Origin of the sequence: Candidatus Electronema sp. JC, from assembly GCF_048287365.2 — a bacterium.
Classification (GTDB): Bacteria; Desulfobacterota; Desulfobulbia; order Desulfobulbales; family Desulfobulbaceae; genus Electronema.
Genome location: NZ_JBLWEM020000073.1, coordinates 1 through 14,281 on the forward strand (window position 1 = coordinate 1; position 14,281 = coordinate 14,281).

Below are 14,281 nucleotides of genomic sequence, written 5' to 3' on the forward strand. Positions count from 1 at the left end.
GACACGTTGAGCCAGCAGGACATCAACTGCATCGCGGAAAAAATTAACAACAGGCCACGAAAATCTCTTGGCTTCAACACGCCAAAAAAGCTATTCTTGGAAGCCTGCCAAAAAGTTGCACTTGGAACTTGAATCCACATTCCATTTTGAGAATCAAACACTCCCCTTTTGGGAATCAAAATGGATCCCTTCTATATGGTGAAAGGTATGCTGTCTGTTTCAGACATTGAGGCAGCCGCAGGGGCCTGCCCCTGCGGCACAAAGGTTGCAGGAAAAACATGTTATGCTGCTTTGGCTGTACCACTGCCGCAAGGGCTGGCGGAGGAATTCAGCTTGTCATGCATGACAAGGCCAGCTCCGCCGCCCGTTCGGCGCAGCCCGGCGGGCCGAGCTTCTCCGTGACCTCCGCCAAGCCGCGCAGCGTCTCGCGGCGGTGACTGGCATTATCGAGCAGCAGGCGGAGCGCAGCGGCAAGGTTTTCCGGGCTGACCTGCTCTTGCAGCAGCTCCGGGATCACCTCGCGCCCGGCGATCAGATTGACCAAGGAGAAATGGCGGAGGTGGCGGACGAGCAGGCGGCCCAGCCGGTACGTCCATGGCGAGAACCGGTAGGCGGTGACAGCGGGAACGCCGAGGATGGCCAGCTCCAAGGTCACAGTGCCGGACGCTGCTGCGGCGGCATCGCAGGCGGCCATCAAGGCGTAGCGCTCGTCGCCATCAATGACGCGGATATTGAGCCGATTTTGATATAGAGCAAGGCCGCTTTCTGCAAGCAGCTCCTGCGGGATGGTGGAAGCGCGGGGCAGGAGAAAGAGCCAGTCTCTGCTCTTGTCTTGAGTCGTGAGCAGCTCGGCGGCGGCGAGGAAGTCCGGCAGCAGCGAGCGGATCTCCTTGGCTCGGCTGCCGGGGAGCAGGCCGACCACGCGGCAGTTCGACCCAACATCCAAACCCTGCGCCCGGAAGAACTCGTCGCGGGAAGGGAGGCGTTCCGGTCGCACTGTGTCCTTGAGAGGATGGCCGACAAAGTCCACCGCCACGCCGCGTTCGGCATAAAACTCCTGCTCAAAAGGCAAAATCACCGCCACCCGGTCAGTCAGCCTGCCGATTTTTTTCACCCGTCCGCTGCGCCACGCCCAAACCTGCGGGCTGATGTAGTAAAAAACTGGGATGCCGAGCTGCTTGGCCTTGGCCGCCAGCAGGAGATTGAAGTCCGGGTAGTCAATCAGAATCAGCAGGGCAGGACGATCAAACTGCATCCGCCTGATCAACGCCTTGCGGGCGGCGAGGATATCGCCAAGATGGCTGATCACCTCAGTGATGCCGACCACCGCGATCTTTGAGGCATCGCAGAGCAGCTCCACTCCGGCGGCGGCCAGCTCCCTGCCGCCGATGCCGGAAAAGCGCAGTCCGGGCTGCCGCCTTCGCAGGGCCTCGACCAGCCGTGCCCCGTGCATGTCGCCAGAAGCCTCACCGGCGACTATCATGATCTGACGGCCCGCCATCATCCGCCTTTACAGCAGCCCTTTCAGCCGCTTCATCGAGCAGAAGTCGCCGCACATGGTGCAAACGCCTTTGTCCGCAGGTTCAGAAGATGCACGATAGGCCCGCGCCTTTTCCGGGTCAAGGGCAAGGGCAAACTGGCCCTCCCAGTCCAACGAACCCCGCGCCGCGCTCATCGCATGATCCAAGTCCGCCGCGCCGGGAATGCCTTTGGCCAAATCGCCCGCATGAGCAGCGATCTTGGAAGCGATGATGCCCTCTTTCACGTCGTCAGCCGAAGGCAGGCGCAGGTGTTCTGCTGGCGTGACGTAGCAGAGAAAGTCCGCCCCGTGCATGGCCGCCAGTGCGCCACCAATGGCCGAGGTGATGTGATCATAGCCCGGCGCGATGTCCGTGACCAGCGGGCCGAGGACATAGAAGGGCGCGTGGTGGCAGAGCTTCTTTTGCAGCTTCATGTTCATCTCCACCTCATGCAGGGGCACATGGCCCGGCCCCTCGATCATCACCTGCACGTTGTGCGCCCAGGCCCGCTTGGTCAGCTCGCCGAGCGTGATCAGCTCCTCAATCTGGGGTGCGTCTGTCGAATCCTTGATTGCACCAGGCCGGAGGCCATCGCCAAGGCTGATGCAGACATCGTGCTGCTCGCAAATGTCCAAGAGCCGGTCAAAGTGCTCGTAGAAGGGATTCTCCTGACCAGTCTTCGCCATCCATTCATACAGAATAGCCCCGCCTCGGCTGACGATGCCGCAGAGCCGTTTATTGAGGCGCAGGCTGCTGGCGCATTTCTGGTTCAGGCCAGCATGGATGGTGATGAAGTCAATGCCGTTCTCAGCGTGAATGCGCACGGTCTCAAACCAGTCCTCCACCGTGATCTGCTCGGTGGGCTTGCCAGTGCGGGTGATGGTGTCGTAGATCGGCACGGTGCCGATCATCACCGGCACTTCCGCCACCAGCCGCTTGCGGAAGCCTTCGGTGTCGCCGGAGACGCTCAAGTCCATGATCGCATCGGCCTTGAACTTGAGCGAGAGGCGGGCCTTGTTCATCTCGCCCTCGAAGGAGCAAACATCCTTGGACACGCCCAGGTTGACGTTGATCTTGGTCTTCAAACCCTCGCCGACTCCTGCCGCCTTGAGATTGTGGTGATGTTTGTTGGCCGGAATGGCGATGCGTCCCTGTGCCACTCGCTCCAGCAAAAGCTGTTCAGAAATAACCTCATTGGCCAGCACTTCCCGCATCTGCGGGGTGATGATGCCTTTGCGGGCCGCGTCCATCTGGGTGGTGTATGCTTGTGTCATTTGTTCTCCTGAGGAAAGAAATAGCATGAAAAATGTGCTGCGCTGCCCTTCGGCGCCGCTCAGGGCGCTTATTGCTGCTGCAAGCACCCTGAGCGGAGCCGAAGGGTGCGGCGCAAATCATTCTGCTCCAGCTATGACAGCCTGAATCTCCCTGACCCGCTGCCCAATGTCTTCCGCACCGATGATCTCCGTGACCAGGCAGACGGTCTTTGCGCCATGCGCGAGCACCTGCGGCAGGGTCTCCCGTTTGATGCCGCCAATGGCGACAAAGGGAATATGAATGTTTTTTGCCACGTAGTCGAGGTAATTCAGCCCAACCGGGGCGCAGACATCCTCTTTGGTCTGGGTGCTGAAGATTGGTCCCACGCCGATGTAGTCCGCGCCGTCGCGCACCGCCTGTTCTGCTTGCTCCGGGCTGTGGGTTGAGCAACCAATGAGCAGCCCCGGCGCAATCCGGCGCAGCTCGCTCACCGGCAGATCATCTTGGCCCTGATGTACGCCGTCCGCGCCAACCATCAGGGCAATCTCGGCATAATCATTGATAATGAAGAGCGCGCCCGCGTCTGCGGTGATGCGGCGGATGGTCAGGCATTCCTCGTAGATCGCCTTGATGCTCTTATCCTTCAGCTTTTCCCGGTACTGAATGATCCGCACTCCGGCATCCGTCATCTGCCGGGCCACGTCCGCGTTGCTGCGGCCACGGGAGAACTTCTCGCCTAAGATACCGTAAATGCCCGCAGGCAGTGTGCGTTGGAAGAGCGGCAGGAAACGGGACTCCAGCTCATAGGCCGTAAAGCGAAGCTGCTCCAGCCGCTTGCCCGCCGCGTACTCGCCTTGTGCCTTGAGGATTTCCTCCAGGACACGAGCTGCCTCCTGCACCCGCTTGAAGTTGGCTTGCGCGGTGTCACGCAGACCGCTGCGCTGGTCGCTCAGACTTTGCCCAGAGGTGCTTTTGCCCACGTCATCCGTCGCGTTGCGGGCAGCCAGCAGGCCGCTCTCACGGCCTCGGAAGAGGTCGCGCACCGTATGGCGCAGGCCGCGCAGTTCAGCAGAAAGCTCCTGCTGATTAAAGGCAAAACGGGCGATGTCTTCCAATACCCGCAGGCCCTCGGCGGCCCGGTTGATGTTTGCATCAAGGAGTCTGGATTCGTTCATGGGTGCTGTTTCCATCATGTTTAAGATACGGAGCAAGCAGATCATAGAATGCCGGAAAATGCTGCTGCACTATCTCATCAGTCGCAATCTCGTTGTCCGCATAGTCGAAGCCCGGCGCGACCGCCTCGCTGATCAGGGAATATTCGCCGCCGCAGAGCCGTGACGCTTTCCACCAGCCGCCCGGCACCAGCAGCTGCAAGCTCTCGCCATGCGTAATGTCCGGGCCGAGGATCCGCTCTGACAGGCTGCCCTCCGGGGAGATGAGGAGGTATTTGACAGCCGCGCCGCACTGATGATAATGCAGAATATCTGATCTGTTTCGATGCAGAAATCCGCCGGGGCTTTCCTGCGTGAGCAGGTAGTAGATCGAAGTCAGCAGCTTCCGCTCGCCATATTTACAAGCAAGATGCAGGGCGGATTCGTAGGTCCGGCGGAAATACCCGCCTTCAGTCGGGTGCGGCTCAAGTTGCAGCAGGCGGATGAGTTCAGCGGCGGTCATGGCGCGGGCTGCAAATCAGGCCGGGCGGGCGTTCCGGTTCCGCAGTTCCATCGCTTTCCTGCTGATTTCCTCAAGGGTGCGCTCTTCATCCATCCCTTGTCGCCATTGGGTGTAGTCATCGCCACTGCCGAGCTTCGCTTCGGCCTCCAAACGAATCCGCAGATGCGACTGGTCGTCAAAGGGCCTGTTGCAACAGCAGTTGTCCAAATATATCTTCATTCCATCCCCTTTTTCTGCATTTGAACACCGGCGGCCAGCCCCTGCGTCAACTCACTGCCGCCGCGTCCTGCCATGCTTCCCAAAAAGGATGAGTAACCCAAGCGTGCCGCATCGAGTAACCTTTTTACAAAACATCGAGCGATCCGATCGCTTCGGGATACTCAACCCAAACGCTTCGCATCGGGAAACCCAAGTGCGCCGGGATGAGCATCCCATTCACACCAGCTCCCAGTCCTTGAAAATTGGCTGACAGCCGCTGCGCCGGAGCATGGCCGCCACTTCCTCGACGCTGCGGTTGTCGGTGACGGCGAACTGCACCGGGGCTTCGTCCTGCTTCCTGACCGCATAGCCGCCCACGCCGGTTTTCGAGCCGCAGGAGAAGCGGGTTGCGCCAAGCTGCACCAGCCGGTCGCGGAAGGCGGGGGCCTCGCGGGTGGAAATGGTGATGCCGAGCCGTGGCATAAACAGCCGCCACGCCAGCATGAATTGGACGAACTCTCTGTCAGACATCAGCGCGCGCGGGGCAATCGCACCTGCCGCCTTGGTCATGCGCGGCAGGGAGAGCGAGACTTCCACATCCGGGAACTCCTCCTCCAGCCAGCGGGCGTGCAGCGCGGCCAGCCATGCCTCGCGGCGGGGTTCGCCAAGGCCAAAGAGCGGCCCTAAGTTTAACGCGCGGAAGCCTGCCCGTGCGCCGCGCTCCGGGGTCTGCACACGCCAGACGTAATCCGCTTTCCGTCCTGCCGGATGCACTTCCTGATAGATGGCGCGGTCATAGACCTCTTGATAGACGGTCAGCGAATCGGCTCCAGCCTCGCGCAGTGTGCGGTACTCGGCCTCATCGAGCGGAAAAATCTCCAAGGCGATGGACGAGAAATGCGCCCGCAGCCGATGCACGGCCTCGGCCAGATAGGACAGCGGGGTCTGGGCCGGAGCTTCGCCAGTCAAGACAAGGATATGACGGATGCCGGTGGCGGCGATGGCTGCCGCTTCCTGCTCGATCTCGTCCAGGGTCAGCTTGGTGCGGGGAAAGTCAACGCCCGCATGGAAGCCGCAGTAGGTGCACGAGTTCGCACAGTAATCCGAGATGTACAGCGGCGCATACAGGCTGATCACCCTGCCGAAGTGCTGCAAGGTCAGACGATGCGCTTTCTGGGCCATTGCCTCCAAGTAGGGCAGGGCCGCCGGAGCGAGCAAGTGGAGCAGGTCGCGGCGGTCAAGCTGCTCGTCGCGGGACAACGTGCGCTCCACGTCGGCGGCAGTCACGGCGTGCAGCGCAGCATTGAAATCGAACGTCTCTAAGGCAAGGACAACGTTGAGGAAGGACATGCTCATCCTCGGAGAAAGCCGGTCAGGGGCGAGGAGGCTTCGGCGTATTCTTTCTCACCGGCCAGCTGCGCCAGTCGCGCCAGCCGCCCGGCTTGCACCGCAAGGCCAAAAGCGCGGCCTGCCATGACCGGGTCGGCACTGGTGGCAATGGCGGTGTTGACCAGCACCGCCGCCGCGCCGATCTCCATTGCCTCCGCTGCCTGCGAGGGCTTGCCGATGCCTGCGTCCACAATAACCGGCAGCTTGCTGGTCTCGATCATCCGCCGGATCATTGCCTTCATCTCCAAGCCCCGGTTGCTGCCGATGGGCGAGCCGAGCGGCATCACTGCCGCCGCGCCCGCATCGTGGAGCTGCCTGCTCACGGTCAGGTCTGGGAACATGTAGGGTAAAACGATAAAGCCTTCTTTGGCAAGGAGTTCGGTGGCCCGCAGGGTTTCGGCGTTGTCCGGCAGCAGGTATTTGTTGTCGGTGATCACCTCAATCTTGATGAAGTCGCCGCAGCCTGCCGCACGCGCCAGCCGAGCAATGCGCACCGCTTCCTCGGCGGTGCGCGCGCCGGAGGTGTTGGGCAATATCCGCACCGACGGCGGGATGTAGCGCAGGATATCCTGCTCGCCTGCCTTGGGGTCAACCCGGCGCAAGGCCACTGTGATCAGCTCTGAGCCGCTGGCCGCGAGCATCGGGGCAATCAGGTCGTGCGAGGCGAACTTGCCTGTGCCGGTGAGCAGGCGGTTGGTAAAGCGCACCCCGCCGAGCAGCAGCGCGTCATCTGCCGCGTTGATCGTTGCATCCATTTCAACCTCCTCCTACAAAACTGAGCAGCTCCACCGTGTCTCCTTCGTGGAGCAGGTGTTGTTGCCAGCGGTCTCTTTTAATCAGCTCGAAATTGACTTCGGCAATCACGGCATCCGGCACAAAGCCTTGCTCGATGATCATCTCGCGCAAGGTGAGGGCGGCGGTTGCGGTGAGCTGGCCGTTCAGGGTTATGTGCATGGTGTGTGGTAAGTTTGTAGGGGCAAAAGATTTTTTGCCCCTACCGGACGGACAAACGAAGGGAAGGGGGAAAGGCGCGGCATGGCTTTTCTCACTGTCCCTACGACGGCATGACCCGTATCAGGTTCCAAGGGTTGAGGCCGCAGCCTCTCTCAGCTTCCGCAGAAGCACCCCCCGTGAAACGCAGCTCTGTGTCTAACTGAATTGCGGCGGCGCGTCAAGAGAAATTGCGCGGCAGCGGCTTAACGGAACTCTTGCGGAATTCTCACACAAAGGCGGCGAGCTGCTGTCTATAATGCCTTGACTGCGGGAATTGCCGCCGCAGCCGCCTGAGAATCTTGGACGTGGAGGAGACCTGTCATGCTGCCAGAACGCAACGAGAACACCTTGGAGCGCGCCTTGGAAAAAGCGGCAAAAATCATCTGCACCCTGCAATTCGGCCGCTGCCCAGTGCGCGAGGAGAATTTCCCCGGCTGCCCGTCCGCCTGCCATGAGGATGTGCTGCCGTGGCAGTGCTGGGTGGCTTACCTGCGGGCCACAGTTGCCGCAACCTGAAGAAAAGCCTTTGCAAGTCCGGCGGGCTGCGGTATAGTTTTCGTGCATCCCTTCCTGCGCCCGTAGCTCAGCTGGATAGAGCATCGGACTTCGAATCCGAGGGCCGGGGGTTCGAATCCCTCCGGGCGCACTAAGTAAATTCAATGCGTTAGCGTAACATTTGAGTAATTCTGTTTTTCTTTCGTATTTCCCCTGCCCCCATCCTGCCCCCACTTTTTTGCTCATGGGGAAAAAAACAGCTCCCTGTTTCGCTCATCTCCTCTTCTTCTAAAGAGGGCAGAAAATGACTTCTCCGGTTCAGTATCATTACGGCAAGTTCCCGCCAAAAAATATAGACTGGCTGCGCCTCATCCCGCTGATCGGGCCTGCCAATGCCGCCCTTGCCCGATATGACGGCACCCTTGCCGCCATACCGAACCCTTCCATCCTCTTGGCTCCGCTGACTACGCAGGAGGCTGTTCTTTCCTCAAAGATCGAAGGAACGCAGGCGACAATGGGGGAAGTTCTTGAATTTGAGGCTGAAGGCGGCTCAAACGACCTGCCGCAGCAGAAGAAGGCGGATATTAACGAGGTGCTGAACTACCGGAAGGCGATGCGTCATGCTGAGGGGCTGCTGAACACGCTGCCGCTCTGCCAGAGGGTGATCAAGGAGGCGCACCGGGTGCTGCTGGCCGAGGTGCGCGGGCACAGCGCGGCACGCGGAGAATACCGAAAGGTGCCCAACTGGATAGGGCCGCCCGGCTGCTCCATTGAGGAGGCCCGCTTTGTTCCCATCTCAGCCGAACACCTTCAGGAGGCAATGGGCAGATGGGAGAATTTCATTCATGCGCAAATGCCTGACCGTCTGGCGCAGCTTGCCATTCTTCATGCCGAACTGGAAGCCCTGCATCCTTTCTTGGACGGCAACGGCAGGCTGGGCCGGATGTTCATTCCTCTCTTCCTCCACACTGCAGGTCTCATCCGCGCCCCCATGTTTTACATCAGCGCGTATTTCGAGAGAGAGCGGGCGGAATATTATGCGCGGCTGGCCGCCGTTTCCTCTGATGAGGACTGGACTGGATGGTGCGAGTTTTTCCTGAAAGCGGTCATAGATCAGGCGGAAGAAAACCAGCGCAAGGCGGCCAGCATCCTCAAGCTGTATGAGGATAAAAAACGCCAGCTTGTTGACTTGACGCATTCGCAGTATGCCATTCATGCCTTGGATTTCTTCTTTTCCCGCCCGGTGTTCAACGCGACGGAATTCACTTCAGCCAAAGACATTCCGGCGGCAACTGCAAAGCGGATTCTCGTTCTGCTGCGTGACAGCGGCATGTTGAAAACTGTCCGGGAAGCCAAGGGCAGCCGTCCGGCAGTGTATGCTTTCTTGGAGCTGATTGATGTTGCCGAAGGCAGGGTTTCGCGCTGATCTATTTTTGCGGCTCAAAAATCGCCTTTTGTGAGCCGCAAACTGCGTTGTGGTTAATTGGTGAGCCACAAACTGGATTGCCTCCTTGCCCCTGCTGCATCTTTGGCACGGCTTCATTGAATCGCCGATTGAGCCGATGACCTTAATGCTGAGTCTGGCGCAGACAGCGGTGTGAACGCCTACCGGGTGGAAGATGAAAGGAACTGGTACTATTCTATCTATTCAGAATAGATATTCTTTAATACTTCCTATTTAATACTTCTCCTTTTCCTTCCTGTATTATATATCTAATCCGTTTTGTTGGAAAAATATACAATATTTTATTGTCATTATCAGTTAATGTGATTATATTATTACGTATATTTATATTTGTTGCTTCATATCCTGTCTCGCCTAAATCTTTCGTCCTTACTTTGAATTTATTTTGTGTTTTTTGTTTTTCATCTCTTGAGCTTACGATATAAGTTATCGAATCTTTTGCTTCATCTGTTGAAAAAACGGCAATTATCTCATTGCTGTCTCCGACGAACATGATAAGATCGTTGCATATATCTATATCTGATGCCTCAATTACAAACGAATCGCTATCGGTAACAACTTTGAACTTATCCATTTTTTCTCCTTTTATCTTGCATGAAATCTACACGTTGCTCCGCTTCCAGAGCCGCCTGAAAGTTCCGCCAGCAAAATAAACCGTTCCAGAGCAGCAGGCAAGGCTTTTCCGCTCTTCTCACGGCCTGCCAGCAGCCCCTTTCAAGCCTTATCCTGCGCCTTGATGAGCCGGTCAAGCGCATCATCATGACCGCCGCCGTCCGCTTCAGCGTGATCTCTCTTTTTGCTCTGCGGCTTCACCCTGAAAACGACTGACCGCGCCTCTCAACCAAACTTCACAAGCCCGATTTCCTGCCGATTTCCACCTGTAGAGAAGGCAAGGACAGGCCGCCAGCACGTTGCGCGGGCGCAGATGTATTTTCGGACAATGTAAAGGAGGCGACGCAAGCAAGGCTATCATCCGGCATCTGTTGCCGCGTCTTTCGATTAAAACGCCATAAATGGCCTGAGATTCGATTTCAGCAGCCAAACATCAAACCCTACAGGCCGCTTGCTGATCGTTGAAAAATGGGCCTGAAAGATGCCTTCTCGAACGTTCTATATATACAGTGTGAAGCATGGCCTTTTTTATAGTGGGTAAAGCTCCAATCGCAAGCCCGCCAGATGCCTGAACCCGTGCCTGTGGCTGTTTTGGGCTATCTGGCTGTTGATCAACGCTGACATGGCTGCGCCCTGCTTGTCCATGCGCTGGATGAGCAGGCAAAGGCGTTTTACCTTGGGCGCAGCTTCATTGAATCGCTGATTGAGCCGATGACCTTAATGCTGAATCTGGCGCAGACAGCGGCATGAATGCTGCCGGGTGGATGGGAAAAGGAAGCTGCGGCAATCGAAAGGCGAATTTTACTGCGCATTATTCATGGCACTTACTTCATCAGGAGGCCCGATTATGGGAATAGTGAGAAGATCAGAAACAAAATCGAACAAAGGAGGGTATAGCTTGTTAAATTTATCAAGATCAACTTTGCCTGTGTGTACAAGGCCGCTTCGTATCCTGTAGCATTCTGTTAAGTATTTAGCTGCGCTCATTTTTGCATACATACGTTTTCCCAATCTTTCTTCAACAAGCCTTCTGCCAGCTTGCCCGATTGATTCTTTTTTAAGCTGATCAAGGCTTGATTTCATTGATTCTCTGTCTTCATTTGAGAGTGAGCTGCAATCTTTAGTTAGCTTAATCAGCATTTCAACATGAGCATGAGCTTCATCAGAACGAGGTTTATTTTCAATCAATGTCTCGATAGCCATTATCAATGTTAAGAATTGAATATTTATATTCCGTTGAAACAGTGCTGTATTGAATAATACATAAGAAAGCAATTCTTTGTCTGTCAAGTGCCTTGTTAAGCTGCGATACAACTTGAACTTATCTATAAATTTATCAACATGTAAAAAAGCCAACAACATCGCTTTTGCCGCGATTGGAATAGCAATAGGTGCAGACTCATATATACATAACTCGTTTTCACAAGCCTGGAAACCAACCTTTTCTCCTAATTCATCTTTGTAATAATTATTTGATACTCTGTGTATTGTAGGTAAAGATAAAAATCCAGCAGGTATGCGATATCTTGCAAATGCCACTATCAAAATTTGCCTTATTCTTTCCCAGCTATTCTCTGCTTCATCAAAAGATTTGTATCCATTTCCAACTATCGCTACATTCTGACTTCCTCCGATCTCAGTTTTCCCGATGCTAAGTATAACTTGACAAGATTCGTCTTTAAGCGGCAGTTGCACTTTCAGGTTTTCTTTTACAAGGAATCCATGCTCTTTTTTCCCATCTGCAAAAATACAGAATGACCCATCCATTGCATCAGCAATATACGTTGGAAAGGAAATGTAGAATGAATATGCCATGTTCTTGTCAAGAGATTTTTTTATCCCAGCCAGCCCCGCTTTCACCTGCCAGTTCAGCCAGCAGAATAAACCGTTCCAGAGCAGCAGGCAAGGGTTTTCCATGCTCTTCCGTCACGGCCTGCCAGCAGCCTTGCCGGGCTGAATCTTGCTCAGATTCGCTTGACTCACACGCAACAAAACCCACAAAACTTGCTGACCGGGGTTCTGTTGGTTCTGTTGCGTCATGCTTCGCTTGCTTCAACAGGATGATTGCGGCTGCTCACTTCCGCCGCTCCGCCTTGATCTCCTGCCACCGTCGCCAAGCGTCCGGGGTGTGTTCCCGCGTGACTCTCGAATCAATGGCCCAATCCTGCGCCCTCAATTCAAGCAGCGTGTCCAGCAGCGGCTGGCCATCTGCCCAATGCCGGTATTCCGGTTCGCAGTCAGATGGAAACCTTGGAATGCCAAGGCTGTCGAGATAGGGCTTTTTCATGCTCCTTGCGCTGATCAGAGCCGCATCCATCTTTCTGAAGCTGGCGACGCGCTCCGCTTCCTCCTGCGTCATTCGCTCAAACCCCAAGGCCCATTCAATCCAATCAATGCGAGCCTCTGCCGCACGTCTGGCCATTGCCGGAGTCAAGCCTGCTGCAATGGCTTCCCTCTCCTGATCGGACGGGGGAACACCTTGTAGCGGCTGTAGCGGCAAAACACTCGACACTGAAACAGAGGCTGTTTCGGGTGCGGAAGGCTTCGCCTCTGCCGCCATAGAGGGGCTGGAAATGGTGCCAAGGCTCGTTTCCGTCCCTTGCTCCATCGCCTTCAAATGCGCAAGCAGCGCGTCCTTGTGCTCCTTGATCAGCGGGGCAAGGCAGGCCACCTGCTCCCGCCCGCCCTTGGCCTTGAGCGTTCCTGCCGCGCTGATGCTGAACGATACGCCCGCCTGATCAGCCAGCGCAAGCACAGCCGCCGGGTTCAAAACTCCACCTCCACAGTCTCATCCGGGAGGGATATATACCCATTTTCCCCTATAGGAAGAGCTGAACCATCCTTCACACCCTTCACTTCCTGCATTATCAATGGGTTAATCCTACATTGACCCTTCACTGACTCTTCACCCAATCCTTCACCGCCGCTGGTTTGCAGGATTTCCAGCCACGATTTTTCAAACTCAGCACGGAAGCGCAGACCGCAAACGAAGGTGCCGTTATTTCTTCGCTGCTTCTCTACCTGCGCTCCCTGCGTCTGCGCTGCGTCAAGCAGCGATTCGCTGAACCGCCGGGAAGAAAGGCTTTCTCTGCCATTCTCCCGGCACCATCGCAAGTAATTTGGATACAGGCGTTCATTGGCGTATTCAAAAAGAATCTCGCCTTGATTCCCCCGAAATTCTTTCTTGTCTCCAACTTGCACGACTGCGCCGGGTTCAGGCCGCAGCGTGTCCAGCATCCATTCCATCAGGGGATTGTTGAACATGGCCGCGTCAAGATTGGCCAGCCGCACCCGCTCCGGCATGGTTTTGAAAACAGCCGTGACCTCTTCGCGGGAGAGCCGCAAGGCCCAATTGATGATGCCCGCCGCCTCAGCATGGAGAATCGTTTCCTCGCCGCCGCGTGTGCTCCATTCGGCCCGCTCTTCTTTCGTTATCCGCCGGGTGAACTCCACCGTCATGCGCCTGCGCTCAATGCCGCTGGTGTAGTCCGTGGTGGCCAGCCGCTCGTTGCTCATCATCAGAGTTTGCCCATCATAGATGAACGAGCCTTCCTGCTGCTGGTTCTTGCGCTCCAAGCGGAGCGGGTCTTGCCCGGTCATCGCCTTCAGCACGCTGACCGCGCCGCCGTATTTGTCCGCCTCTTCAATCGCAACCAGCCGCCTGCCGTAAATGCCTGCGGTCTCAAAGCGGTTTGATTCCAGCTCCTTCAGCTTGGTGGTTATGGCGTTGTCCTTGCCGACCAAGACAAAGGCCAACCTGCCCAGCGTGCTTTTGCCTGACCCGGCAGGGCCGATCAGATGCAGGAACACCTGCAAGTCCGGGCGGCCTGTCAGCAAGGCGTTGAACCACGCCTGAATCAGCCGCACTGAATCCGCGTCCCCGTCCAGCGCAGTTTTGAGCCATTTTATGAACTCCGGGCATTCAGCCTCTGCCGAGTATTCGTAAGGCAAAACCCATGTATGCGCGTTCTCCGGCGTGACCGGCAGCAGCTCTTTGGTCTTATGGAGCAGCAGGCCATTTTTGAAAGGGATACTGCCGGGCAATGGCGCGGGCAATAGATTTCGCCCGCAGCTCTGCAACACCTTTTTCACCCCGGTCTGATAGTTGCTGCTGAAGCCAAGGAAGCCGCAGCCAGCATAGAGCAGGGCAGTCAAGATGCGGTCGAAATCCATAGCCCCGCATTTCCGCCAGCAGCTTCCGTCAAACTGATGCCAGCACAGACCGCTGTCACTGAACGCATACTGCCCTTGCAGAGATGCGGAAAGCAATGCCGCCGCTACAGACTCCTGAACAAGATCATGCTTGCCTTTGTCATCCTCGGCAACCAGAACATCCTGAAAATGAAGGATGTTTTCTTGCCGTGAAGGATCAGTGAAGGGGTAAGTTGCTGATAATGAAGGAAGTGAAGGGTGTGAAGGGTTGAAACTGTTCCTTACGCGAGAAAGGGAGCATATATCCCTGTCCAGCTCACTCAGCACCACGGCATTGTTTGCGGCCTTGAGTTCCTGCCGCACCCGCATGAAACGCGCTTTGTCCGCTGTCCGCAGCTTGGCCAGCATCTTCAGCGCATCCGCTGCAAACGGTGCGCCGCAGTCAGCCTTTGTCCGCTCCACAAGTTCAGCCGCAGCAGCCTCAAAATCAACCGGTTCCTCTGCGCTGAAGCGGCTGAAGGTGTACTGA

Annotated in this window: 13 protein-coding genes, 1 tRNA gene, 1 pseudogene and 1 riboswitch; of the genes and pseudogenes, 3 read left to right on the top strand and 12 right to left on the bottom strand. The window is 56.5% G+C overall.

Annotation, left to right across the window (positions count from 1 at the left end; translation table 11 throughout):
• Nucleotides 1–328: 328 nt before the first annotated feature.
• From lpxB to thiS, 8 genes and pseudogenes are all read right to left on the bottom strand, one after another.
• Entirely contained in the window at nucleotides 329–1,501 is a 1,173-nt protein-coding gene (gene lpxB / locus ACNKH3_RS13045; protein WP_417916558.1) for a lipid-A-disaccharide synthase, read from the bottom strand.
• 9 nt (nucleotides 1,502–1,510) lie between these two features.
• Complete coding sequence (gene thiC, locus ACNKH3_RS13050; protein WP_417916554.1) at nucleotides 1,511–2,794, bottom strand: phosphomethylpyrimidine synthase ThiC; 1,284 nt, start codon at nucleotides 2,792–2,794, stop codon at nucleotides 1,511–1,513.
• 117 nt (nucleotides 2,795–2,911) lie between these two features.
• Nucleotides 2,912–3,949, bottom strand: coding sequence for a thiamine phosphate synthase (gene thiE / locus ACNKH3_RS13055; protein WP_417916555.1), 1,038 nt, complete (start codon nucleotides 3,947–3,949; stop codon nucleotides 2,912–2,914).
• Nucleotides 3,927–4,448, bottom strand: a complete 522-nt coding sequence (locus ACNKH3_RS13060; RefSeq protein ID WP_417916556.1) for a cupin domain-containing protein — start codon at nucleotides 4,446–4,448, stop codon at nucleotides 3,927–3,929. The genes thiE and ACNKH3_RS13060 overlap by 23 nt, the downstream gene beginning before the upstream one ends.
• 129 nt (nucleotides 4,449–4,577) lie before the next feature.
• Nucleotides 4,578–4,667, bottom strand: a pseudogene (locus ACNKH3_RS13065) (PIN domain protein); the annotation flags it as partial.
• 216 nt (nucleotides 4,668–4,883) lie between these two features.
• On the bottom strand, nucleotides 4,884–5,996 hold the full coding sequence (gene thiH / locus ACNKH3_RS13070; protein ID WP_417916557.1) for a 2-iminoacetate synthase ThiH: 1,113 nt from the start codon (nucleotides 5,994–5,996) through the stop codon (nucleotides 4,884–4,886).
• A 2-nt stretch (nucleotides 5,997–5,998) separates the two neighbouring features.
• Nucleotides 5,999–6,790 (bottom strand): thiazole synthase, encoded by a 792-nt coding sequence (locus ACNKH3_RS13075; protein WP_420209537.1) that lies wholly within the window; start codon nucleotides 6,788–6,790, stop codon nucleotides 5,999–6,001.
• Nucleotide 6,791: 1 nt separating this feature from the next.
• Nucleotides 6,792–6,989, bottom strand: coding sequence for a sulfur carrier protein ThiS (gene thiS, locus ACNKH3_RS13080; RefSeq protein ID WP_420209538.1), 198 nt, complete (start codon nucleotides 6,987–6,989; stop codon nucleotides 6,792–6,794).
• 79 nt (nucleotides 6,990–7,068) lie between these two features.
• Nucleotides 7,069–7,174, bottom strand: a riboswitch (TPP riboswitch).
• Between the two features lie 175 nt (nucleotides 7,175–7,349).
• Here thiS and ACNKH3_RS13085 point away from each other — a divergent pair.
• The 3 genes from ACNKH3_RS13085 to ACNKH3_RS13095 all read left to right on the top strand — a co-directional run bounded on the left by ACNKH3_RS13085 (nucleotide 7,350) and on the right by ACNKH3_RS13095 (nucleotide 8,949).
• Nucleotides 7,350–7,544: a hypothetical protein gene (locus ACNKH3_RS13085; protein ID WP_420209539.1), complete on the top strand. Its 195-nt coding sequence runs from the start codon at nucleotides 7,350–7,352 to the stop codon at nucleotides 7,542–7,544.
• A gap of 56 nt (nucleotides 7,545–7,600) precedes the next feature.
• Nucleotides 7,601–7,674 (top strand) — tRNA-Arg (locus ACNKH3_RS13090).
• Nucleotides 7,675–7,827: 153 nt separating this feature from the next.
• Entirely contained in the window at nucleotides 7,828–8,949 is a 1,122-nt protein-coding gene (locus ACNKH3_RS13095; RefSeq protein WP_420209540.1) for a Fic family protein, read from the top strand.
• Between the two features lie 238 nt (nucleotides 8,950–9,187).
• Here ACNKH3_RS13095 and ACNKH3_RS13100 read toward each other — a convergent pair whose 3' ends face one another.
• The 4 genes from ACNKH3_RS13100 to ACNKH3_RS13115 form a co-directional block, all read right to left on the bottom strand.
• A complete protein-coding gene (locus tag ACNKH3_RS13100; RefSeq protein WP_420209541.1) occupies nucleotides 9,188–9,562 on the bottom strand; it encodes a hypothetical protein in 375 nt (124 codons plus the stop codon).
• Between the two features lie 839 nt (nucleotides 9,563–10,401).
• Nucleotides 10,402–11,517, bottom strand: coding sequence for a hypothetical protein (locus tag ACNKH3_RS13105; protein WP_420209542.1), 1,116 nt, complete (start codon nucleotides 11,515–11,517; stop codon nucleotides 10,402–10,404).
• Nucleotides 11,518–11,674: 157 nt separating this feature from the next.
• Nucleotides 11,675–12,370, bottom strand: coding sequence for a hypothetical protein (locus ACNKH3_RS13110; protein ID WP_420209543.1), 696 nt, complete (start codon nucleotides 12,368–12,370; stop codon nucleotides 11,675–11,677).
• Nucleotides 12,367–14,281: DNA primase family protein (locus tag ACNKH3_RS13115; protein ID WP_420209544.1), on the bottom strand; the 1,915-nt coding region annotated here is incomplete at its 5' end. The genes ACNKH3_RS13110 and ACNKH3_RS13115, both read right to left, overlap by 4 nt.

Excerpts from the sequence above, each read along its gene's own strand:
- lpxB (WP_417916558.1), bottom strand. The coding sequence starts at position 1,501 with ATGGCGGGCCGTCAGATCATGATAGTCGCCGGTGAGGCTTCTGGCGAC.
- thiC (WP_417916554.1), bottom strand. The coding sequence starts at position 2,794 with ATGACACAAGCATACACCACCCAGATGGACGCGGCCCGCAAAGGCATC.
- thiE (WP_417916555.1), bottom strand. The coding sequence starts at position 3,949 with ATGAACGAATCCAGACTCCTTGATGCAAACATCAACCGGGCCGCCGAG.
- ACNKH3_RS13060 (WP_417916556.1), bottom strand. The coding sequence starts at position 4,448 with ATGACCGCCGCTGAACTCATCCGCCTGCTGCAACTTGAGCCGCACCCG.
- thiH (WP_417916557.1), bottom strand. The coding sequence starts at position 5,996 with ATGTCCTTCCTCAACGTTGTCCTTGCCTTAGAGACGTTCGATTTCAAT.
- ACNKH3_RS13075 (WP_420209537.1), bottom strand. The coding sequence starts at position 6,790 with ATGGATGCAACGATCAACGCGGCAGATGACGCGCTGCTGCTCGGCGGG.
- thiS (WP_420209538.1), bottom strand. The coding sequence starts at position 6,989 with ATGCACATAACCCTGAACGGCCAGCTCACCGCAACCGCCGCCCTCACC.
- ACNKH3_RS13085 (WP_420209539.1), top strand. The coding sequence starts at position 7,350 with ATGCTGCCAGAACGCAACGAGAACACCTTGGAGCGCGCCTTGGAAAAA.
- ACNKH3_RS13095 (WP_420209540.1), top strand. The coding sequence starts at position 7,828 with ATGACTTCTCCGGTTCAGTATCATTACGGCAAGTTCCCGCCAAAAAAT.
- ACNKH3_RS13100 (WP_420209541.1), bottom strand. The coding sequence starts at position 9,562 with ATGGATAAGTTCAAAGTTGTTACCGATAGCGATTCGTTTGTAATTGAG.
- ACNKH3_RS13105 (WP_420209542.1), bottom strand. The coding sequence starts at position 11,517 with ATGGAAAACCCTTGCCTGCTGCTCTGGAACGGTTTATTCTGCTGGCTG.